19 protein-coding genes and 1 pseudogene are annotated in these 21,832 nt (G+C 65.5%); 4 read left to right on the top strand and 16 right to left on the bottom strand.

Features of this window, described 5'->3' with window-relative positions; genetic code table 11:
- Positions 1-3: 3 nt before the first annotated feature.
- From ABZS43_RS26105 to ABZS43_RS26090, 4 genes are all read right to left on the bottom strand, one after another.
- The gene (locus tag ABZS43_RS26105; RefSeq protein WP_355038596.1) at positions 4-405 is read right to left on the bottom strand and encodes a cold shock domain-containing protein; all 402 of its coding nucleotides are present in this window, start codon (positions 403-405) and stop codon (positions 4-6) included.
- Between the two features lie 35 nt (positions 406-440).
- Entirely contained in the window at positions 441-1,541 is a 1,101-nt protein-coding gene (locus ABZS43_RS26100) for an SPFH domain-containing protein (protein WP_355038595.1), read from the bottom strand.
- Positions 1,542-1,556: 15 nt separating this feature from the next.
- Positions 1,557-1,790 (bottom strand): hypothetical protein, encoded by a 234-nt coding sequence (locus tag ABZS43_RS26095; RefSeq protein WP_355038594.1) that lies wholly within the window; start codon positions 1,788-1,790, stop codon positions 1,557-1,559.
- A gap of 67 nt (positions 1,791-1,857) precedes the next feature.
- Positions 1,858-2,781 (bottom strand): hypothetical protein, encoded by a 924-nt coding sequence (locus ABZS43_RS26090; RefSeq protein WP_355038593.1) that lies wholly within the window; start codon positions 2,779-2,781, stop codon positions 1,858-1,860.
- Positions 2,782-3,020: 239 nt separating this feature from the next.
- Here ABZS43_RS26090 and ABZS43_RS26085 point away from each other — a divergent pair, with 239 nt between their 5' ends.
- Positions 3,021-7,052, top strand: a complete 4,032-nt coding sequence (locus ABZS43_RS26085; protein WP_355038592.1) for a tetratricopeptide repeat protein — start codon at positions 3,021-3,023, stop codon at positions 7,050-7,052.
- A gap of 77 nt (positions 7,053-7,129) precedes the next feature.
- Here ABZS43_RS26085 and ABZS43_RS26080 read toward each other — a convergent pair whose 3' ends face one another.
- Positions 7,130-8,842: an acyl-CoA dehydrogenase family protein gene (locus ABZS43_RS26080; protein ID WP_355038591.1), complete on the bottom strand. Its 1,713-nt coding sequence runs from the start codon at positions 8,840-8,842 to the stop codon at positions 7,130-7,132.
- A 152-nt stretch (positions 8,843-8,994) separates the two neighbouring features.
- Between ABZS43_RS26080 and ABZS43_RS26075 the strand changes: the two genes are divergently transcribed.
- Complete coding sequence (locus ABZS43_RS26075; protein WP_355038590.1) at positions 8,995-9,513, top strand: GNAT family N-acetyltransferase; 519 nt, start codon at positions 8,995-8,997, stop codon at positions 9,511-9,513.
- Positions 9,514-9,630: 117 nt separating this feature from the next.
- On the opposite strand, the gene ABZS43_RS26070 is transcribed toward ABZS43_RS26075, so the two are convergent.
- The 10 genes and pseudogenes from ABZS43_RS26070 to ABZS43_RS26025 all read right to left on the bottom strand — a co-directional run bounded on the left by ABZS43_RS26070 (position 9,631) and on the right by ABZS43_RS26025 (position 19,559).
- Positions 9,631-10,254, bottom strand: a complete 624-nt coding sequence (locus ABZS43_RS26070; RefSeq protein ID WP_355038589.1) for a TetR/AcrR family transcriptional regulator — start codon at positions 10,252-10,254, stop codon at positions 9,631-9,633.
- Positions 10,255-10,330: 76 nt separating this feature from the next.
- Entirely contained in the window at positions 10,331-11,656 is a 1,326-nt protein-coding gene (locus ABZS43_RS26065; protein WP_355038588.1) for a pyridoxal-phosphate dependent enzyme, read from the bottom strand.
- Positions 11,656-13,170, bottom strand: coding sequence for an alanine racemase (locus tag ABZS43_RS26060; protein WP_355038587.1), 1,515 nt, complete (start codon positions 13,168-13,170; stop codon positions 11,656-11,658). Before ABZS43_RS26060 ends, ABZS43_RS26065 begins: the two co-directional genes overlap by 1 nt.
- Entirely contained in the window at positions 13,167-14,456 is a 1,290-nt protein-coding gene (locus tag ABZS43_RS26055; RefSeq protein WP_355038586.1) for a heavy-metal-associated domain-containing protein, read from the bottom strand. Before ABZS43_RS26055 ends, ABZS43_RS26060 begins: the two co-directional genes overlap by 4 nt.
- Positions 14,453-15,661, bottom strand: coding sequence for an aminotransferase class V-fold PLP-dependent enzyme (locus tag ABZS43_RS26050; RefSeq protein ID WP_355038585.1), 1,209 nt, complete (start codon positions 15,659-15,661; stop codon positions 14,453-14,455). Before ABZS43_RS26050 ends, ABZS43_RS26055 begins: the two co-directional genes overlap by 4 nt.
- 249 nt (positions 15,662-15,910) lie before the next feature.
- Positions 15,911-16,346, bottom strand: a pseudogene (locus tag ABZS43_RS26045) (CBS domain-containing protein).
- Between the two features lie 79 nt (positions 16,347-16,425).
- On the bottom strand, positions 16,426-17,685 hold the full coding sequence (locus ABZS43_RS26040; RefSeq protein WP_355038584.1) for a helix-turn-helix domain-containing protein: 1,260 nt from the start codon (positions 17,683-17,685) through the stop codon (positions 16,426-16,428).
- 197 nt (positions 17,686-17,882) lie between these two features.
- On the bottom strand, positions 17,883-18,062 hold the full coding sequence (locus ABZS43_RS26035) for a hypothetical protein (protein ID WP_355038583.1): 180 nt from the start codon (positions 18,060-18,062) through the stop codon (positions 17,883-17,885).
- Between the two features lie 161 nt (positions 18,063-18,223).
- On the bottom strand, positions 18,224-18,520 hold the full coding sequence (locus tag ABZS43_RS26030; RefSeq protein ID WP_355038582.1) for a hypothetical protein: 297 nt from the start codon (positions 18,518-18,520) through the stop codon (positions 18,224-18,226).
- A gap of 241 nt (positions 18,521-18,761) precedes the next feature.
- Positions 18,762-19,559: an SAM-dependent methyltransferase gene (locus ABZS43_RS26025; RefSeq protein ID WP_355038581.1), complete on the bottom strand. Its 798-nt coding sequence runs from the start codon at positions 19,557-19,559 to the stop codon at positions 18,762-18,764.
- Between the two features lie 321 nt (positions 19,560-19,880).
- Here ABZS43_RS26025 and ABZS43_RS26020 point away from each other — a divergent pair, with 321 nt between their 5' ends.
- Together ABZS43_RS26020 and ABZS43_RS26015 are read left to right on the top strand one after the other, a co-directional pair.
- The gene (locus ABZS43_RS26020; RefSeq protein ID WP_109524352.1) at positions 19,881-20,105 is read left to right on the top strand and encodes a DUF397 domain-containing protein; all 225 of its coding nucleotides are present in this window, start codon (positions 19,881-19,883) and stop codon (positions 20,103-20,105) included.
- Between the two features lie 88 nt (positions 20,106-20,193).
- Positions 20,194-21,084 (top strand): helix-turn-helix transcriptional regulator, encoded by an 891-nt coding sequence (locus tag ABZS43_RS26015; protein WP_355038580.1) that lies wholly within the window; start codon positions 20,194-20,196, stop codon positions 21,082-21,084.
- 332 nt (positions 21,085-21,416) lie between these two features.
- On the opposite strand, the gene ABZS43_RS26010 is transcribed toward ABZS43_RS26015, so the two are convergent.
- On the bottom strand, positions 21,417-21,725 hold the full coding sequence (locus tag ABZS43_RS26010; protein ID WP_355038579.1) for a hypothetical protein: 309 nt from the start codon (positions 21,723-21,725) through the stop codon (positions 21,417-21,419).
- Between the last annotated feature and the right edge of the window lie 107 nt (positions 21,726-21,832).

The following is a 21,832-nucleotide window of genomic DNA, read 5'->3' as shown; positions in this document are numbered from 1 at the left end:
CGCTCAGGAATCCAGCCAGCCGTGCTGTTCGGCGAACGTTGTCAGGCGCTCGCGGATGGTGAGGATCTCACCGGCGGTGAGGGCGGGGCTGGCATCGAGCAGCAACTCGGTGATCAGCCGCTGGTGTTCGGCCGCCGAGAGTTGTCCGACCGGGGTTCTGTCTTTCTTGTGCCGCGGCGGCGGACCGGCGGGTGCGCCGCCGACCGCGCTCAGGTTGATCGCTTTCGGGCCGCGGTCGCCCTCGGTGACGTCGAATTCGAAAACCCGACCCTGGCGCAGCTCGTCCTCGTCCAACCCGATGTCGTTCACGTGCACGAACACGTCGGGACCACCGTCCTCCGGCCGGATGAAACCGAAACCCCGCGAACTGTCGAAAGACACCAACTTACCGATGGACACCAACACCTGCTCCTCGCCGCCGCCGTCACTACCGGGCCACTTTAGCTCGCATTATCCCCGTCGTTGTTCGAAAGCGCCTTTTGAAGCGAGTTGAAGACGGTCAATCCCTGACCGACCATTCCGTTCACCAATTCGCCGACACCGTCGGGACCGTTGAGCACCGTCAGGTTCGCATTCGACAGACCGGCCGATGCCTGCTTGACGATTTCGGGCAACTGCTCGATCAGCAACTGGTCCAATGCGATTCGATTGTTGGACGCCGCCGCCTCGGCCTGAATCCTGGTGCGGTCGGCTTCGGCCTCGGCCAGGATGCGGACCCGTTCCGCCTCCGCCAGGGCGGGTTTGACGACCTCGTACTGCAACTGTTGTTCGCGCAGTTCGGCCTCCTTGCGGGCCTGTTCGGCCTGCGCGGTCAGCACCTCCCGCAGTGCGATCGCCTCGGCCAGCGGCCCGGCCTGTGCCGCTTCCGCGTTCGCCTTGTCGATATCGCGCTGATATTGCGCTTTCAAGATCGAGGTTTCGCGTTGGTACTCGGCTTGTCTGCGCAGCGATTCCTGTTCGGCCTCGGCGGCCTTCTGCGCGGCCTGGGCCTGCGCGATCTGCGCGTCCCTTTGAACGGCGGCGTTGTGCGGGGCGGCGAGGGCATTGATGTAGCCGAGATTGCCGTCATCGATGGACTGGATCTGGAACGAGTCCACCCACAGTCCGATATTGCTCATCTCGACCTTGGAGGCGACGAGTACCTCGTCGGCGAGCTTCTGGCGTTCCCGAATGATCTCCTCGACCGTCATGGAACCGACTATGGAGCGCAGATGCCCGGAGAATATCCGGCCGGTCAGCACCGACATCTCCCTTTCCTGTTCGGAGAGGAATCGTTGCGCGGCATTGACGATGGAAACGGTGTCATTGGCGACCTTGAACGCGATGACCGCGCGCACGTCGAGTTGAATCGCCTGTTTGGTGACGCAGCGCTCCTTGATCTCCGACTCGAACATCGCCAGCGACAGATAGCTGACCTTGCGGAACAGCGGCACGACCCAGGTGCCCCTGCCGATGATCACCCGGAACGGCGCGTTGTCCTTCACTTTGGCGCCGCTGACCAGCATCGCCTCGTCGGGGTCGGGTACGTGGTAACCCAGCACGTGGATCTCCTTCTCTCAGATATCTTGCGGCCGATCCGGCGCGAGTGGAATCCACGGCACGACATCGACGATGCGGCCGGGATGGACCTCGATGATCAACACGCTGCTCCCCGCCGCGATGGGCTCGTCGGCCCGCGCGATATACGACTCCGTCCCCCCGCGAATCGCCACCAGGACTTCTCCGAACGCCCCGGCACTCCGAATCGGCGACGTCATCGTACCCGTCAATCCCTGCACGGGATCGGTCATCGCGCTGAACTCCTCGACTGGGCGCCCGAACTCGCTCAGCCTACGTGGATTTCGAGATTCGGGCCGATCACGGACCGAGGGATTCGGCCACGATCCGCCCGAGGGATCGTTTGGTGAGGTAGTGCGTCGCGTCGTGCGGACCGGCGCCGTTGTCCAACGAGTGATAGGTGGCGGGCACCACGGCGCTTCCCGGTGCGGGCGGGAAATACGGAGCGAGATCGAGGTGGGTGGCGACGATATCGTCGCGATCGGCCAGATTCTCCCAACGGATCGCCGACGGGGGCACGAACGGCGGCTGGGGGCGCAGGCGCGGGTAGATGATCGATTGCAGCGCCAGCGGCGATCCGAGGGTCACCAAGGTCGCGGGGTGGTCGGAGCGGTGCATGGCCTCGTAGGCGACGACCGACCCGAGCGAATGCGCCAGCACGATTCTCGTGTCGGGCCCGATCAGGTCGAGCACCCGGCGCTGGGCGATGTCGCGTACCTCGGAATCCTCCAGATAGCGGGTCACCTGGGTGAGGGCGCGATCGACGAAGCGGGCGGCGAGGCCGAAACCGAAGGGCGCGAACCACCGCAAGCGCGTCAGCGCGTTGGCCGCGGGCCGTAGCGCGCGGCCCGCGCCCATGGCCCCCTCCGAGCCGAGTGCGGCGCTGTCCAGGTAGCGGCGCGCCGCTGCCCGGTCCCGCGGATCGTCGGATTGTTCGGCCGCGCGCCGCAGCCACGCCGTGGCGAGTTCCTCGGAGAGTTCGAGATGTTCGGCGCGGGCCGTTCCGGTGCCACCCTGCGCGCCTGGTTCGAGAAAGATATTGCCGTAGAACGCCATTCGCGCCTCGATACGGCCGGGTCGCGCGCCGCGCCACAGCTCGTCGGCGATATCGGCGTAACCTGCCGTGCGCACTCCGCTCGCGAGTGCGGGAAGCCACCGCGACTCCAGCACGTCCGCACCGTACTGTTCCTGCGCGATCCCGTGTACCAGCACAATCGCCGCCACCGCAGCCTCCCCCGGTTCGTGTCCCCGCCGACGACTCCCCGTCATCGACGAGCACAGCCTACCGTCGCCGCACTCGGCAACCTGGTTCGACCTGGCGCGACGGGCCATGGACGACATCCCCGTCGGCCGGTTCGGATGCCGCGCCGTCGCCGGACTCGCCGCGGGTACACCAGACGCGCGTGCTCCCGACCGTGATGCCGTAACCGGTGCGTACCCGCGTGCTCGCGTATCGTCCTTGCATGGGTGGACGGCTGGCACTGATTGTGGGATCGGAGTGCGCCGCGCTGGGGGAGTTGGGTTTCGTCTCCGAGTTGGCGACCGGACTCGAGACGAATCTGTCCGCGTTCGGCGGCTGGCGCCCGGCCAGGTCCGTGCCGGGACCGCTGCTGAATCCGACAGCGGCAGAACTGATTTCCGCGGTGGGCGAGGCGTTCGACGCGGCCGACGCGCAACAGGCGACGTTGCTGATCGGCTTCATCGGCCACGGTGTCGCGACCGGGGACGCGGATTTCTACCTGCTCGGCCATGATTCGCCCGCCGTGCCGGATTCGCACACCGCCTTCCACCTCACCCAGGAGATCAGGGAGCGATTGAATCGCTCGGCGCTCGACGGTCTGGTGGTGCTGGTCGACGCGTGCGAGCCGGAACAGGGTGTGCTCGGCGCGGCGAGGCGCTGGACGGATCTGCTGGCCAGGTCGGCCGGGCGGATGGAACTGCTGGTCGCGGCGGGCGACGGTCCCGCGTTCGCCGGATGTTTCACCCGCACGCTGCTGGACACCTTCGATATCGGCCTGCCCGCGCGGGGTGAGAACCTGCTGCCGTCCGATCTGGTCGGGCCGATCGCGCTGTCGTGTACCAGGCAACAGCCCCAGCATCTGTCCTTCACCTCCGGCGCCGTCTCCGGGCACGGCGGTGACCCCGGATTGTGGCTGGTACCCAATGTGGCTCGGCGGCGCGATGCCGTAACCGGCCGCCCCGCGGCGGGTTTCGTCGATCACCTGACAAGAAGGCTGTTGCTGACGGCCACCATCCGGGAGACCCTCACCGATATCGTGGAATCCGGCTCGCATCGGCTGCGCGCGGTGGTCGGCCCACCGGGTGTCGGCAAATCGACGCTGCTGGCCATGCTGATCCGGCCCAGCCTGGTCGATACCCTTCCTGTCGCACCGGAATACATCACCGCCGCCGTCTTCCTCACGGTGAACAGTTCCTTCACCGGTGTGTCGGCCGAACTGGCCGCGCAGCTGTCCGCCCGATTACCCGGCTTCGCCTCGGCGGTCGAATCGACGAGGAAAGCGGCCAAGGCCAGTGCCACCGAACTCGATGCCTTCGATATCGAGGTGTGCAGGCCGCTGGCGCGGTTGGCGGGGGACGGTCGGCGCACCACCATCGTGCTGGACGGGCTCAACCAGCCGGAGGAAGGTGTCCGGCGGCTGCTGATTCGCGCCGTGGCCCAGCTCACGGTGCGTCCGGTATTGCGGAATGTGCGGGTGATCATCGGTTTCCGGGAGGGCGCCGGAGTCGAGGACGATCCCGCGCTGGCGCATATGCATCGCATCGGGGTCGTCGAACCCGCCGCCGACGATATCGCCGCCATCGTCGGCAGCGTGCGTGCCGACCACGGCGAGCTGGAGCGGGCGGGCTGGGTGCGGTGGATCGACGGACTCCTCGTCGAAACGCCGACGGCGGGCGATGCGGGGACGGCGGCGGGCGGCTGGCTGCTGGCGCGACTGCTCATGGAGATCGTCTCCGATATCAGCGGTCAGGTCGTGGCCGACGGCCTCGGATTGGACGGCGTCGTCGCGCTGCGCGTCGAAGAGGCGGTCCGCGCGGCGGGCGCCGATGGTGTCGGCGCACTCGGTCCGTTGCTCGCGGTGCTGGTCGCGGCCGGCGTCGGGCCCGTCCTGCCGATCGAATTACTCGACGCCGCAATGGTTTCGCTCGGCGCGGAACTCGGAACATCGCGCCTTCGCGACCTGGCGGTCGGCCTCGGCGTCCTGGTCACCCGGAGCAGGCCCGGCACCGAGTACGAAACTCTCGGCATCACCCACGGTGCGCTGCTTCCGGCCTTGCGTGCCGAAACCGTCCGTCTCGGAGTGGAACTCGCGGACGGGCACTGGGCCATCAGCCGCGCGATCGAGTCGACCCTCGATCCGGCGGCGCTCGCTTACGCCCGCAGTTCGGGTCCGCGTCACAATCTTGCCCACGGTGACTCCGCCGCGGCCATCGCTTTCCTGGTGCGGTTGGAAACGCCTCGCGCGGCGGATAATCGAGATCTGTGGGCGGCGTGGCTGCCGTCTTTCGTGGCGGCGGTCGGCCCCGACCATCCCGATACCCTGTATGCGCGCGGCAGTCTGGCCCGGTGGCGCGGGGTCAGCGGTGATCTCGCCGGCGCGATCACGGAGACCGAGATTCTGCTCGCCGACGACCACCGGCTGCTCGGCCCGATCCATCCGATCACGCTGGCCACCCGCAACAATCTGGCCTGGTTGCGCGGTGAGAGCGGTGACCTGAACGGCGCGGTCGCGGAGTTCGAGCGCTTACTGTCCGATCAGCGGCGCATGCTCGCACCGGGGCATCCCGACACGTTCCGCACCCGCAACAATCTCGCCTACTATCGCGCCCACCGCGGTGATTTGTCCGGCGCCATCGAGGAATTCGAACGTCTCCACACCGATCATCTGGCGGAATTCGGCGCCGACCATCCCGAAACTCTCGGCATCCGCGACAATCTCGCGACCTTCCGCGCCGAGAGTGGCGACCTGCCCGGCGCCATCGCCGATTACGAGTTGCTGCTGGCCGACCGAATCCGGGTGCTCGGACCGGAACATCCGGTCAGCCTCGATACCAGGGACAGTCTGGCCTGGTGCCGTGCCCGCAGCGGTGATCTGCGCGGCGCGGTGGTGGAATTCCAGCGGCTGCTCACCGATCAACTCCGAGTACTCGGCCCCGACCACCCCGATACCCTGATGACCAGGGACCACCTCGCGTACTCACGGGCGAAATCCGGTGATCCGGCGGGTGCCGTGCACGAATGCGAGGCGTTGCTCGCCGATCGGCTGCGGGTATTGGGCCCCGATCATCCCGAAACCCTCGGCACCAGAGGCAGTCTGGCCGGATACCGTGCCGACAGCGGTGATCACGCGACGGCGATCGCCGAATTCGAACGCCTGATCCCGGATCAACTACGGGTGGTGGGGCCCGACCACCCGGCGCTCCTGGTCATCCGGGGCAATCTCGCCGGTGTGCGCAGCAGTGTCGGTGATTTCGCCGGTGCGGGAAGGGAATTCGAACACCTGTTGCGCGACCGGCTGCGGGTGCTCGGACCCGATCATCCGGATACTCTCGCGACACGCAGCAATATCGCCTACTGCCGGGCGCACGGGGGCGATCGCCGCGGCGCGATCGCCGAACTCGAGAAGCTGCTCGATGACCAGCTGCGGGTACTCGGGCCCGACCACCCGAATACTCTCATCACCCGCAACAATATCGCGCTCTATTGCGGTGAGGACGGTGACCTCGCCACCGCCATCGAGGAATTGGAGGTACTTGTCATCGATATGCTGCGGGTGCTCGGTCCCGATCACCCGAGCGTTCTCGACTCCCGCCACAATCTGCTGACCTTCAGCCTGCTCAGTCGCGACGCCCACGATGTCACAGACCGGCTGGAGGATCTCCTCACCGATAAGCTGGCCGTACTCGGCGCGGACCATCCCGGCCTGCTCGTCACCCGCACCGTCCTCGCGAGTCACCGGGCCGACAAAGGCGATCCCGAGACGGCACTCGCCGATTTCGAACGCCTGCTCACCGACCGACTACGTATCCTCGGCGCCGACCATCCCGCGACCCTGGACACCCGTCAGCAATTGGCCCGCCTGCGCGGTCGCATCGGCGATGCGGTGGGTGCGGTCGCCGAACTCGAAGAACTGCTGAATGTCCGGCTGCGCCTGTCGGGGCCCGACCATCCCGCCACCCTCACCACCCGCAACGATCTCGGGCACTGGCGCGCCGAAAGCGGCGATCGCGCCGGGGCGGTCGCCGATTTCGAATATCTCTGCGCGGGACTACTGCTGGTACTCGGACCCGATCACCGCACCACTCTGCGCGCCCGCGGTAATCTCGCACATCATCGCGCCGAAAGCGGTGACCTCCGCGCCGCGGTCACCGAGTACGAAGCGTTGCTCGCCGACCAGATCCGTGCGCTCGGCCCCACCGATCCCGACGCGGTGTTCACCCGCGAGAACCTCGCCTACCGGCGGGGCGAACGGTGACACCGGTGCCGACGATCCGCGGGGCCTCGTCGCGGCCCGCTACCGGGGGATGAACGAGCGCGGAGCGATCGCCGCGCTCACGGATTCATGTCGTAGGTGCCCGCGTAACTCGACACCTCGTCGTTGACACGCTGGGTCCGGTCTGGGTCGACGACCGGCTTGCGGAGCACGCTCATCGCCCAATCCTGCTGCGCCCGAGTCGAAGACGACTTCGAGAAGACGCCGAGCGCGTACATCGAGAAATCCCGCACGAAGATCTCGAAGATCGAGTCGACGATATCGTCGGAGGTGCCGGTGATCTTCGCCTGTTCCAGAATGAGCTGACCGTAGGGGAGCAGGGTGAACAATTCACCCACCGCCAGTTGATAGTCCAGATCGGCGAGCTGGTCCTCGGTCGGGGGCGCCTGCACCGGGAACTGCGTGAAACTCTCGGCCAGTTCCGAGAACAACGCCACATTCGGCAGATGCCGGAATTCGGCGAAGGCAGGCCGCCAGTCGGCGAACCTGACCTTGCCGAGACCGGCCGCGCCGGGCTGACGGAACAGCGCCTCGTCGTCGCCGGGGTCGCGGCGCACCGGGACCGGCGGGAGGTCGGTGGCGTTGTAGAGGAAACCGGGCATGAATTTCAGCGTGAGCGCCATATTCACGTGCGCGGTGCCCTCGAGGCGCGCCATCGAGTCGATGGTGCCACGCGCCACCGCGAAATAGCTGTCCTTCTCGAAACCCCTGGCGGAGATGACATCGGAGAGCTCGCGGAAAACCCGCTCACCCTCCCTGGTGACCTTCATCTTGCCGATCGAGTTGAACATCACGAAGCGGCGGTCCTCCGGCGTCGAACTGCGCATGTAGTCGATCGCGCGCTCGTGGTACAGCTTCATCGCGTTGATGCGCAGGTAGGCGTCGGACAGGATCTGGCGCACCTGGCTGAATTCGGTGACCGGGTGGCCGAAAAGGATCTTGGACGACGCCTGGTTGATCGTCTCGTGGAAACAATGCTGGACGATGCCGAGGGTCACCATGCCGATATTGAATTTGCCGCAGTTCACCGCGGCCAGGGCGACATCGAAAGCGCGCCGCCCGGTGTGCAGGACATCGTCGGCGGATACCGGGTAGTTCACCAGATCGTAGGCGCTGACGTAGTTCTGGCCGTGCACCACATTCTTGACAAGGACGTAGTCCGGGTGCGCGCTGTCGGCGATGAACCACACGTAGGCGTCGGGGCCGTCGATATCGGTGCGCCGCCCGATGGTCGGGATGATCCGCGCGACATTGCCGTTGCCGATGTAGTACTTGCTCCCGGTGGCCGTGAATCCGCCGACCCCGTCCGGGGTGAGCAGCATATCGGTGGCGTAGATGTCGGCACCGTGGTCCTTCTCGGACAGTCCGAATCCGATGATGCCGCCGCGATCGAGTTCCTCGGCGGCGCGCGCGTGCGCCTTGCCGTTGCGGCTCTGCCAGATGGTGGCCAGGCCCAGGGTCGACACGCCCCACGCGTACCAGTACTGCGAGCCGTAGAAGCCGGTGACCTCGTTGAACCTGGAGATGAACGCGGTGTCCCAGCGTTTGTCCTCGTCGCCGCCCGCGTGAGCTTTCGGCGTCGCCATATAGGCCAGGATGCGGGATTCGGCCAGGAAGGCCATCCAATCGTCGTACCACTCGGCGCGGTGAGCGTCCTCGGTGAGCGCGAGTTTGCCCTTGTTCTCGAAGAAGCCGACGAGCGCGGTCAACAGTTCGCGGGTCTTGGGGTCGAACTCCGCGAAGGTCTCGGTTTTCGGATTGAACAACGGCATGGCGGAACAGCCTTTCCTCGAGCGGTCCGCATGTGATGGCGGATGCCATCAATTTAGAAGTGATGGCGACTGCCGTCAAATATCGTCGTGTCGGTTGCGCGCGATGCCATCAGCGAATGTGGGAGGCTGCACACGGTGTGAGAGGAGAACATATGGACCCCAGGCCGCCCGCCGACACTGCCCCGACGACATCGCCCATGACCTACCGTGAGCCCACCGAAGCCGACCATGCCCGAGTGCTGGCCGTACTCGACGAGTGGTGGGGCGGGCTCGGAGGTGACGAGGGCGCTCGACAGCGTGCGGGTCTGCTGCCCCGGCTGTTCTTCCAGCATTTCACCGACACCAGCATCGTGGTCGAACGAGACGGTCGACTGGTGGCCTTCCTCATCGGATTCCTTTCCCAGTCCCGACAGGACGAGGCCTATATCCACTTCGTCGGCGTCGATCCCGCACTGCACGGGCGCGGTCTCGGAAGCGAGCTCTACCACCGGTTCTTCGACACGATGCGCAGGAACGGACGCACCGTCGTGCGCGCCATCACCTCCGACGCCAATACCGGGTCGCGAGCGTTCCACGCGCGCATGGGTTTCACCGAAGCCCGGCAGATATTTCCCGATTACGACGGGCCAGGCGCGACGCGCGTGACCTTCGTTCGCGCACTCGAGCCGTAGTCAAAGCGAGCCGTAGTCACAGTGAGCCGTAGTCACAGTGAGCCGGAGTCACAGTGAGCCGGAGTCACAGTGAGCCGGAGTCGGCCACCCCGATCAGGACGCGCCGATAGGTACCCGTCACTCGTACAGGGAACGGTAGGCGGTGATGGTGGCGACGCAGTGATCGATGATCTGTTCGCGGCTGGCCCGCAGCGATCCGTTCAGCCAGGCCGAGAACATGCCCGCGTTACCGCTCGCCATGGTCACCGCGGCCAGCCTGCGCCGCACCGGATCCTCGATGCCCGCGAACAGGTGGTCCTGGATGAGCCGGGTGAACGCGGGCATCACGGCGATCGTGGTCTGTCCGAGGCCGGTGCTGGAGTAGGGCTCGACCAGGAACAGTCGAGATTTCCGGGGATCTTCCAGCACCTTGTCCACCAGCAATTCCGAGAGCGCGCGGTCTCTGGTCGGATCGTCGGCGACCGCGAATGCCGTCATCGGCTCCAGGAATTCCGCGGCTACCTGCCGGTACAGCACATCGAGAAGTTCGTCGCGGCTGGTGAAACTCTCGTAGAAATAGCGATCGGTGAGATTGGCCCGCCGACAGACCGCGCGCATGGTTACACCCGCGGCGCCCGCCTCTCCGATCAGATCGAGCGCGGCCTCCAGCAGCGCAACCCGACGCGCCTCGCGCCGCTCGGTGAGCGTCGTCCCGCCCCAGATGCGGGGACCGGCATCCTCTGATTCCTGGCCTGTCTGCACCGTTTCACACTAGTGCGCGGCGGCGGCTGAACCCGAACCGCTGCCGTCGCGGGCGTCATCGGTAGGGGGCTATATGTCACGTGCCACGTTCCATCGGAAGTCCGGCGTCGCGCCACGCGGTGATCCCGCCGTCGAGACTGGACGCCTCGAAACCGGCCCTGCGGGCGAGGGCGGCGAAGCGCAGCGACACCTCGCCGACCGGACAGACGAAAACCACCGGGCGCGTTCGGGAGAACGGCATACCCTGGGCGAACATATCGTCGAGTTGGTCGTCGCGAATATTCAGCGCGCCGGGGACGTGGCCGATTCGGTAGGCCATCGCACCTCGGGTGTCGACGATCACGGGGCGGTCCCTCGCATCGAGCCGCACCAGTTCGGCGGGCGAGAGCGCGGGTGTCGCCGCGATCTCCGCCGCGGTCGCGGGTATGCGCCGAGCGGTTCGGCCGAAGAGTTCGGGTCTGCGCTTCTTGATATAGGAGAGATAGGGTTCGATGCGGTCGCAGACGATGACGACGGCCACCACCGGGTCCTCCGCCTGCGCCGAAAGGTCCAGCGCGCCGAGGGTTTCCAGCGCCGCCGCATAGGCCGCGCCGCTGGTCGGCCCGGCCAGGACGCCGTAGCCGGAGGCCAGTCGCAGCGTGGCGTCCACCGCCGCGCCGGATTCCACCGTGACGATGTGATCGTAGAAATCGGGCTGGAAGAGTCCGACGTCCCACATCTCGGCTTCCGAGCGGATACCGGGGATGAAATCGGATCGTTCGGAGACCACGGCGACGGTACGCAATGCGGGATTGTGTTTGCGCAGATAGGTCGCGGCGCCCCGGGTGGAGCCGGTGGTGCCGAGCCCGCCGATCAGATAGTCGACGTGGACGCTGCCGTCGGCGGACAGATCCTCGTGGATCTCCCTGCCGGTGCCGAGGCTGTGCGCCTCGACATTCTTCTCGTTGGTGTACTGCGAAGGGTGGTGATACGCGCCCGGTTCCTTGGACATCGTCGACGCGATCACCGAGTACACGTCGTTGGGGGTGGTCGGATCCGGGCATTCGGACAGACCGGGAAGTTCCACGATGTCGGTGCCGAGGATCTGGAGCAGATCGCGTACTTCGGCGACCTTGATCCGATTGGTCACCGCCCGCAGGCCGACGCCGTGCAACCCACCGAGAACGCGCAGCGCCTTGGCCGTATTACCGCTGGAAGCCTCGATGAGGGTCTGTCCGGCCGCCGCGATCTCCTCGAGTTCGTCGCCGATCATGGCCAACGCGACCCGGTCCTTGACCGATCCGAAGGGGTTGTACGACTCCAGTTTCGCGTACAGTTCCACCTTCTCCAGACCGTGCACGGCCGGGTCCAGCCGCAGTAACGGGGTGTTGCCGATCAGTTCGGTGATGTGGTCGTAGCGCATCAGGGCGCCTCGGTCGGCAGGGGAGCCCCGGATCCGCCGGTCGAGGTGGCCGAGAAGGCTATGACCGGATCACCGGGCTCGTAGTCGGCGTCGTGGCACACCCGGAAGCTTCCCTCATGATGTGTCACAGCCAATTTCGCGGGCAGCGGATGCATCGAGGCCGAAGCCGCGGACAGATCCATGTGGTAGGCAGCAGTATTCGGGAAGACCATCAGATCGCCGGGCTGCGGGCAGCGTCCCAGCCACACCTTATGATTGGCGATCATATCCCGCTCCAGGCAGAGGCGACCCGCGATATACACGCCGACCGGTCCGGAATCGGCTGTGGCGGATCGCGAATCGAATTCGTCCTCCGTGCGGGGGACAACGATCGGATCCACCATGACCTCCTGGTCGGCGGGGGTCATCGAATCCCGGCTGAGGTCGACATTCACCAGCACGGTGCCGTCGGCCAGTTCCTTGGTGAAATCGACCCTGGCGATCGTTATGCCCGCGTGGTCGACCAGCGCCTTGCCCGGTTCGGTCCACAGGGTGAGCAGATTGTCCCCCGCCACCTGGGCGACGGTACGTCCGCCATGGCGATCGAGGGGGGCGGTGAGCAGATCATCGAGTAGTCGGTCGGCCGGAATCGTATTGGCGTACTTGTGGAATACCGGTGTGCCGTGCACCGAGCCGCCCTCGATGTGATAGCCGAAGGTATTACCCGCCCAGCTCATCGACTCGCCACGGCCGAGCAGTGCCGCACGGAGCGCGCGCACGTAACCGTCGAATCGATCCGCGTCCGCGGTGAACACCTGCCGGAAACCACCACCGATATTCAGCACCGACGGTGTCAGCCGATGGCCGCACGCCTGTTCGACCAATCGGAGACAGGCGTCGATGGCCCGCACGCGTTCGGCCTGTTCACCCGAATCGATGTGGAAGGCGAAGCCGAGGAAGGCGATCCGGTCGCGGTAGGTGCGCAGCAGTTCGAACGCTTCGTCCATTCGGCTCAGCGGCACCCCGAATCGACTGACCGGCGTGCCGTCGAATCCCGAGACCCGCAGCAGCACCGGAATTCCGGCCCCGGCGTCGGCGAGTTCGGCGATCCGGCGCAGCTCCCACAGATTGTCGACATTGACGGTTGCCCCGCGGTCGATCAGTTCGCGCAGGAACGGCTCACCCTTCGGACCGGTCACTTCGATCCGTGCCGTGCCGAAACCGGCGTCGACCGCCTCGGCCAACTCCTGCCGCGAGGCGACATCGATCGATATTCCGGCGCGCTCGGCGACGCGAACGAAGGCGCGTGAGTGATTCACCTTGTGCGCGTAGCAGATCCGGTGCAGCGGTGCGTGGCGATCGAGGACGGCCCGCAACCGCGCCAGATTCTCGGCGTAGACCTGTGGAAACAGCAGGTGCACAGGGGAACCGAAGGTCGCCGAGGTCGCCTCGACTGTCTCGCGGCTGTCGAGAAACGCGCGAACCAGGGGGTGGAGCTTCGCCGGTAGCGTCGGTGGCGGTGGCGGTGGTGTCATACGGCGGTTTCCGACGAGTACGGTGCGCCGGACCGCAGGGCGGAGGGCTGCTCGGCGACCGGGTTGTAGCCACCGTCGCGGATCGCGTCGAAGGCACGCGCCCGATTGCGCGGGCTGCGGAATTCGGCCACCACCCTCTTGGTGATCAGATCGACCTCCCCGACCTCGATATCCATCGACTCGAGCAATCCGGTAATCGTGCGCACACAGTGTTTGCAGTTCATATCGGGGATATAGAAGATCCGGTCCTCGGCGGCGGCGGGCGCATCGGCGGTCTCCTCGTCGAATTCGGCCGCGATCTCGGCGATATCGCAGCGGGGGACCATCGCCACGAAGACGGAGACGAACCGCTCGGCCACCACGGGAAGAATGCTGTAGTGCGCGTCGCCGAACTGATGGGGCATGGCGGCCAGGCAGACCGGGCGGGTGCCAGCGGGCAGCAGCGCGTACTGGCGGGAGATGAGGTCGAGGTCGTCGTGGTATTTGGCGATCGCGTCGGCGACGCTCAACCCCTCGGCGCCGGTGGCCCGCCGCATGACCGTATGGGCGTCGGCGATGGTCGCGTCCTTCATCGCGCGCAGCGTCGCCACCGAATCGGCGGTATAGCGCACGGTGCCGTCGGGTTGAGTCGCGAATGTCACCGGAATCATCCCGCGCCGGTAGGTCGAGGCCTGTAACTCCCAATACCATCCGGTCGCGACCGCCGCGAGGATTCCGGAATCGTGTATGCCACGGGCGAATTCGGCCGCGCTCCGATACCCGGTCTGCCGTGCCAGCAGCGCGTGCTGAGCCAATGCCCTGCCTGTCGCCTCGATGCCGACCCGAAAGATCTCGATAGGATCGTGATCGGTGGTCGTCGTCTCCAGTATCGCGCGCTCGCGCGGGCCGAGCGCGGTGATACGGTTGCTCAGCCCCGCGTTCGCGGTGAGCCCGCGCCAGAGTTCCAGCACCGTCTCACGCATGGCGATCGGCACGATCGGTCCGAGCCCGTCGGCGCGATAATGACCGGTATTGGGGATGCCGTCACTGTCGATCCAGGCGATCCGGTGCGTCGCGGTGGTGACCTGGTCGGGTCGGCACGGACTCATGAACCGCTCGAGGTACAACCGCTGCGAATAGGTGAGATGGCTGTTCGGTTCGGTGCGTAACGCGGTGGGAGTGAATTCGATTCGTCGGGGTTGCGGGACGGTCGGCTGTCCTTCGAACAGTCCGGGGTGGGCGAGTGCGGCCAGGACGCGGGACGCGGCCCGCCGGTCGTAGCGCGGGTTGTCGCTGCGCTCGGTCACGAAACCTCCTCGGCGATGGTCATCACGCACCGGATGAACCGGTCGATCTCGTCGGCGGTGTTGTAGATATGGGTACTGACCCGCACCGAGTCGATCTCGGCGGTATGCGTCGCACCGTCGGGGACGGTGCAGTGCAGGCCGGTGCGTACCAGGAAGCCGAGTTCACTCAGCACGAAACCCGCGTCGGCCGAGGAGATTCCGGTGAGTGTGAACGAGACGATGCCGTAGCCGACCGCGCAGGGCGCGTAGGCAGGGCCGGGGAGGAAATCCAGTCCTGGCACCTGCCCGAGTCCATCGATGAGACGCAGCGTCAGTTCACGATTGTGGGCCGCGATCACCGCGAGATCGAGAGATTCCAATACCTCCAGCGCCGCGCCCAGCGCCAGGATTCCGGGAATATTGTGGGTTCCACCCTCCAGCAGATCAGGCATTCCCGCGGGGGTGAGCCCGGCTTCGGTCCATCGCACACCGGTATTGCCGCCGGGCAGGAACGGCAGCAGGCGGTCGTGGATCCGTCGGTGGCAGTACAGAATTCCGGTGCCGGGCACGCCGAACATCTTGTGCGCCGCGAGAACCGCGAAATCCGCACGCAGTTCGACCACGTCGACCGGCAGATGACCGCCGCTCTGGCTGCAGTCGAAACACAACAGGATCGTGGGGTCGATGCGACCGCGCAACTCCTCCAGGGTGGTGCGACCGCCGAAGACGTGGTGCAGATGACTCGTGGTGACCAGTCGGGTACGCGGGGTGATCTTCGCGAGAATATCGGCGGTGTCGGCCTCCCCCGCCTCGGTCATCCGATAGGGGATCAACTCGATATGGCGTCCGAACCGTGCCAGCAGTCCGCGCAGGTGATACCAGGGGTAGACAGTGGAGGCGTGATCGCCGGGGTTGTAGAGGATCTGGTCGCCGTCGCGGAGTTCGGCGAAACCCCATGAGAGAGCGACGGCGTTGAGCGCGGCCGTCGCACCGGAGGTGAACACCACTTCGTCGGTGTGCTCGGCCCCGATGAAGGCCGCGGTGCGCGTGCGGATCCGGGACAATCGGGTGCCGAGAGCCGTCGCCCACGGATAGGTGCCGCGCCCCGCGTTCGAGGTGGGCGAGGCGTAGTAGCGATGAATGGTTTCGATGACTGGACGCGGCATCTGTGTGGTGGCCGCGCTGTCGAGGTAGATCTCGGTGGATTCGGCCAGCGCGGGGAACATCTCACGCGGCGGGGTAGGCGACGAGGCGGTGGAAGTCGGGGACCGCGCACCCCCCGGTACCGGCCGCGTGACACGCGACCCTGGCGCAGGTGACCGCAACGTGACGCTCCCTTCACAGGACGCGCTGGACGTCACCAACGATACGCACTTTTCGGAAGGTCATCGAAGGTTTCACGTGGACAACACTTTTCACGCGCCGCGGTTTCGGTCACGGTGGCGCGTGCCGCCCGCCGATGCGCGGGCGGCGACTCAGTACTTGCCCTGCACGTATTCGACGAGGCGCTGCCGCTCGGTGGTCAGTTCGGAGATGGCGCTCTTGACCACATCGCCGATGCTGACGATGCCGATCAATCTGCCGTCGTCGACCACGGGCAGATGCCGGATGCGATGGTCGGTCATGGTCCGGCGCAAACCGTCGACCCGGTCGCCGGGCGCGCAGACGCGCACAATCGGCGGTCATGATCTCCGACACCGCGGTGTCGAGTAGCCGCGCGCCGTGTTCGTACAGGCTGCGCACCACATCGCGTTCCGAGACGATGCCCGCGATGACGATGCCGTCGGGAGAGACCACCACCGCCCCGATATTGTGCGCTGCCAACGTGGCGAGCAGGGTGCGCACCGTTGTCTCGGGCGTGACGGTCGTGACGTCGCCGCCCTTCCTGCGTAAGATCTCCGCGATTCGCATATTCACACCATCCAGGGGCACGGGGTTCCAGGATCCCGCGTCACCGGGCGGTGGTCCAGCACGAATTCGAAACAGTGCGTCAGAGGTGTCTGCTCACGCTGCGATCGAGATCGCGGGCGAGCAACGCGATGGCGGCCTGGGATATGCCCGCCGAGGTCGCCAGGTCGATGGTGGTGAGCTGGGCGATGCGGCGCAGCCGGTAATCGACGGTATTCGGATGCACATAGAGCTGTCGCGCGGTGAGCTGACGATTCATATCGTTGCCGAGGTAGGCGCGCATGGTGTCGAATAATTCCTGGTGGTCGTCGAGCGGTGCCAGGATGGTCGCGATGCGGCGGATCGCGGGCCCGCCGCGGGTCAGCTGATATTCGACCGCCAGATCGTCCATCTGATACAGACCGGGTTCGCGCCCGCCGACCCGGACCAGATTGAGTAGTTCGTGGGCTTGGTCGGCGGCCTCGGGAATCTGAGCGGTCTCGCTGACGACCACGGTCGCGGTGACGGGAACCCCGGTGGCGTCGGTCAGTTTCGCCAGCACCTCGGCGGTCAGCGACTGACCCGCGTCGCAGACCGGAATCAACAGGGTGCCGCCCTTGGTGGAGAGCAAAGTCAGTGCCCTGGCTTCGAGGGAGGTGGCGAGTTCGGACTGTAGTCGTCGTAGTTTGCGGCGCGCGGCGACCTGGGAATCCACCCGGGGGTCGCGCTCGTCGGCGTGTTCGGGAATCGAGAGCGCCACCACTTCGTAGGAATCCGCGATCGGAATCCCGGCCTGGCGCGCCAGCGCCGAACTGCGCCGCCCGGCGAGTAGCGCCGAGGCAAGGGTCTGAGAGGCGGTCTGGTGTTCTCTGGCCACCAGGTGCTGTTCATCGACATAGGAATCGGAGACGGCGACCGTGATCGCCTCGAGCAATTCGAGCATGAGATCGGTGGCGACGAGCAGTTCGTCCACATCGTCGGCTCTCGCTCGTGCGGTGACCAGGCCGAACGCGATGCGTAGACCCTGGTGGTAGGCACGCAGGATGGTGCCGAGCGGTACCGCTTCCCGCGCCCACTGGGCGGCGGCCTCTCGCACCTCGCTGAGACGTTCCTCGTCCGGTACCGTGCGCCGATCGAACATCTCGGCGGCCAGCGCCAGGCAGCTCCTCGTCATCTTGGTGACATCGCCGCGCAATTGCTCGCCCGGCAATGTCCGGCACGGGGCCATGCAGGTGGCGAAGTATCCGACCATTCGCGACGCCACCCGGTCTGTGTTCTGCAGCGGCACCGACGCGGGCTGACCGCCGATTTCGAGCGCCGCATCGGGCGATTCATTGGACAGATCCAGCGCGGTGAAGGCCATACGTATTCGCTCCAGTGGCTATCGGGCGTAATACATCTGCGCCCGAATCGTTACATCACTATACGAAATAGTTATGAACCTGGCGAGAGTTCGATGAGATCACCGCAGTGGTGCCGTCCGGTCCCGGCCCGAACGTCGGTCCTGTTGCGGCGGAGGTCGGTTCGAGGCGAGGTGATCGCGGGCGCTGAGGGCCGGAACTAACCGCCGGTGCCGTCCTGTGCTCCACCGCTGCGGATTTCGTGTTCGATGGCTACCGCGGCGTAGTGCTGGCCGCTGGCACGCAATTGGGCGATGCGACGGTGCAGCGCCTCCGTGCCGTATACGGCGGCGATGTCGGCGATGCCGAGCCTGCGGGAACGATGAAGTGGCTGGTCCATGTGCGCCTCTGGACTCTGGCGCACCGAAATCCGATTGGCGACGCTGGCACGGGCTCCGGGTGCGAAATCCCCTGATCTAACGCGCTCGAGTGTAGGGCGACCTATGGTACAAATGCAAGCACATTTGCACGAACATTCGTGCGCGCACGTCGATTTGGGAACTACTCGTCGTCGAGGCCGGCGGAGAGGTAGGCCGCGGCCGCGAGCCACTGGCGGCATTGCGGCCCGTGTACCTCATGGAGGTTCAGGATGTCGCGGGCGCGGCGGTAGGTGAGTCCGCCCGGCTCTGTGCCACAGTCGGTGACGGCCCGTTCCGGAATCGCGCGGGACCGCACGACTTCGACGCTGACGCCACCGACGCTGACGCCACCGCCACCGACGCCACCGACACCGCCAACACCAGCGACGCCACCGCCCGAGATTCCGGACGAACGGGGAGTACGAAATGCCTGGCTCATATCGACCACCCCTTGTGTATGGCTCGGGGGAGGCGATGAGCGCGGTGACGCCGGAGAGTTGTCTCGGCGTTATCTCCCCGTTTCACGAAGTCGAGTTTATGCGTTCGTACGTTGCGGATGCAAGCACATTTGCAAGAACGGCCAACGCAATTGGAAAGAACCGACAGGTATGGAAAAGGCGATTTCCGACCTACCGGTCGGAAATCGCCTTGGCGCTGCCCGGAATTCGCGGGAACGCGGCTCAGGGTTTGCGGGCGACCCCGCCATAGGCCGAAATAGGACGGATCTCGCCGACCTCGGTGGCGGCCGCGCGCCACTGGGTGATCGAGGTGACGCCGGGCTCCACCAGCTCCAAACCGTCGAAGACCGCGCGGATCTGAGCCTGGGGGCGTGGAACATACGGGGTCCCACCGGTTCCGGTGTAGTTCTCGCAGAGCGTCACGTAGTCCGGACTGTCATCGGTGCCGTCCCAGTACACCAGGTAGCTGCCCGAGGGCACCGCCGCCATGACGGTGTCGACGATGCGTCGCAGGTCTTCGTAGCTCTTGGCGTGGCCGAGTACGCCCATGAACATGACGCCGATCGGCTCGTTGAAATTGAGCACGTTGCGAGCGTCGGCGATGATCTGCTCGGGGAAGTGGTAGTCCGAATCCACGTAGGTGGTAACACCTTCGGGGGTGGTGCTGGTGAGTAGCGCCCTGGCGTGGGTGAGGACGAGCGGGTCGTTGTCGACGTAGACGATCTTCGATTCGGGTGCCACGCTCTGGGCCACCTGGTGGGTGTTCTGCATGGTGGGCAGGCCGGTGCCGATGTCGAGGAACTGGCGGATGCCCACCTCGCCCGCGAGGTAGGTGACCGCGCGGATCAGGAACTGGCGCGACTGCACCGCCATGGTGGTGATGTCGGGGTCGACCTCGATGCCCGCGTCGCCTGCGATGCGGTCGATTTCGTAGTAGTCCTTGCCGCCCATCCAGTAGTTCCAGATGCGGGCCGAATGAGGAATGTCGGTGCGGATCAGTGGTGCGTTGTCGTCGGGCATTGCGTTGAGCTCCTCAGCAAGCGTGTTCGGCGGCACGCCGTGAAGGGTGTCGCGAATGGCTGGTACATCCGATGTGCACTGTGACAGTACAAGATTCGCGTCGCTCAAGCGGCCTGGTTCGGTGACCTGAACACGGGATATCCGCAGTGTCCGCGCGGAGGTCGAACAAAGCCGACCGGTAGGTCTTGATAACCCCGCGCGCGGTGGTGAACTCCGTGCTATCGTCCTGCGCGGTTGCAGATGCAAGAACGTTTGAGCGTGCATCTGTAAGTCCGGAAACAGAATTCGTCACTACAGCCGGTGTCATCCGAGGAGTGGAAAATGCCCGATACATCTGTGCGCAAGATCGAAAGCGCGTGGCGCAAGAGCTCGTTCAGCGGTCCGAACGGCGGCAACTGCGTGGAGGTCGCCGAAGCCTCCGGCGGCCTGGTGGCCATGCGCAATTCGCGTGACCCGGAAGGAAGCGTCCTGTTCTACACCCGGCCGGAGATCGACGCGTTCGTGCGCGGCGCGAAAGCGGGAGAGTTCGACGATTTGACTAGCTGAAAGGTAACATTGCGATCGATGCGGTGTGTCCTACAGGGGTGCGTATGTGACACACTGGTGGGCAACCTCGAGTATCGGAGACGACTCCATGATCGCAGAACCCGATGACGACGGTCGTGTGCAATCGGTTGTCGCGGAACGTGGTCCGACTGTGCTTCGGATCGCGCTCGGCGGCCAACTACGCAAACTCCGGGAGAGTCGGAATATCACCCGGGAGGACGCGGGTGATTCGATCCGTGGGTCGCACGCGAAGATCAGCCGTCTCGAATTGGGCCGCACCGGTTTCAAAGAACGTGACATCCGCGACCTGCTGACGCTGTACGGCGTCGTCGATCCCGAAGAACGCGAAGCGTTCCTGGATCTGGCGCGGAAAGCGAACGAACCAGGATGGTGGCATCGTTACAGCGATTTGCTGCCGCCCTGGTTCAGTACCTATCTGGGGCTGGAGCAGGCGGCGGGCAAGATTCGCACGTACGAAGCGCATCTCGTGCCCGGCCTATTGCAGACGCCCGAATATTCCAGGGCTGTCCTGTCGCTCGGCAGTGACGACGCCGATACCGATCGTCGCGTCACTGTCCGCCAGCGCAGGCAGGAATTGCTGTTCCGCCCCGTCGACCCGCCGATCGTGTGGGCGGTCATCGACGAGGCGGCACTGCAGCGCCCCGTGGGCGGCGCCGTCGTTCACCGCGAGCAGATGGAACATCTCATCAAACTCGCGGATGTCCCGAATATCACCATTCAGGTACTTCCGTATTCGGCGGGTGAACATGCCGCGGCGGGTAGTTCTTTCAGCATTCTGCGCTTCGCCGAACCCGAACTCCCGGATATCGTCTACCTGGAACATCTCACCAGTGCCCTGTATCTGGATCGCAGGCAGGACCTCGCCCAGTATCTGTCGGTGATGGACCGGCTGAGCGTCCAGGCACTGCCGCCGGAAAAGTCTATCGAGATGCTGCGGCACTACGCGTCGGAGCGCTGACGGGCGCATAAGGAATATCGGGTGCGTGTCGAATCCTTCGGCACGCACCCGACTTGTCTCGGGGTCGTCGTTATCCTGAGTTGCCGTCGTTGGCCGGGTACGAGGAATCGGGTATCCGACTCTCGGGGCCTGCGTGGCTGCGAATTGCGGCAGGGGACACACGACAGGTTCGCCGAATACTCGACCCGCGTTTCTATTCTCCGTATGCCGAGTCGATTCGGTAGCACGGATAACTCATCGGACGCGTACGAGAAATTGCGGAACGCCCGACCGGCTGCCCTGCGCGAACTCCGGAATCGTCGCTGTCGCGGGAGACGCGGAGCGCCGGGGCACTACTGTTTGATGAAACTGGATGCGATGCGCCAGAACGTGGCGGGCTGCAGCGCATTCATATCCCAATCGTCGGCCATGTCGTGCGCGATGGAGACGATTCGGTCGATGTCGAAGTCGTTCCGGGTGGCGGCTCCGGTGGATTCGACAGCGTCGATGACGAACGCGACCGCGGTTTCCCGCGAGTACGCGATACTTCTGTGACCGTTTCGGGTCGGCGATGTGCTCATAGTTGTCATACCGTTCGCTGGCTGGTCGGCCAGTGCGGCGTCGGCGTACCCGAGCCGGCCGCCGGTAAGTGGTTGGTCCATCCTAAAACCCCTGACATGTGGCGGCAGCAAACCATTGGCGACTCGGCCGTCGGTCCACTCACACGGCCTCCCCTGGTTGTCCCCTGTAAAGCTCTGCGGGACTGAGT

This window comes from Nocardia sp. NPDC005366, from assembly GCF_040606855.1.
Classification (GTDB): Bacteria; Actinomycetota; Actinomycetes; order Mycobacteriales; family Mycobacteriaceae; genus Nocardia.
Note: the sequence above shows the minus strand (reverse complement) of the source record. Positions and strands in the feature narration are given on the sequence as shown.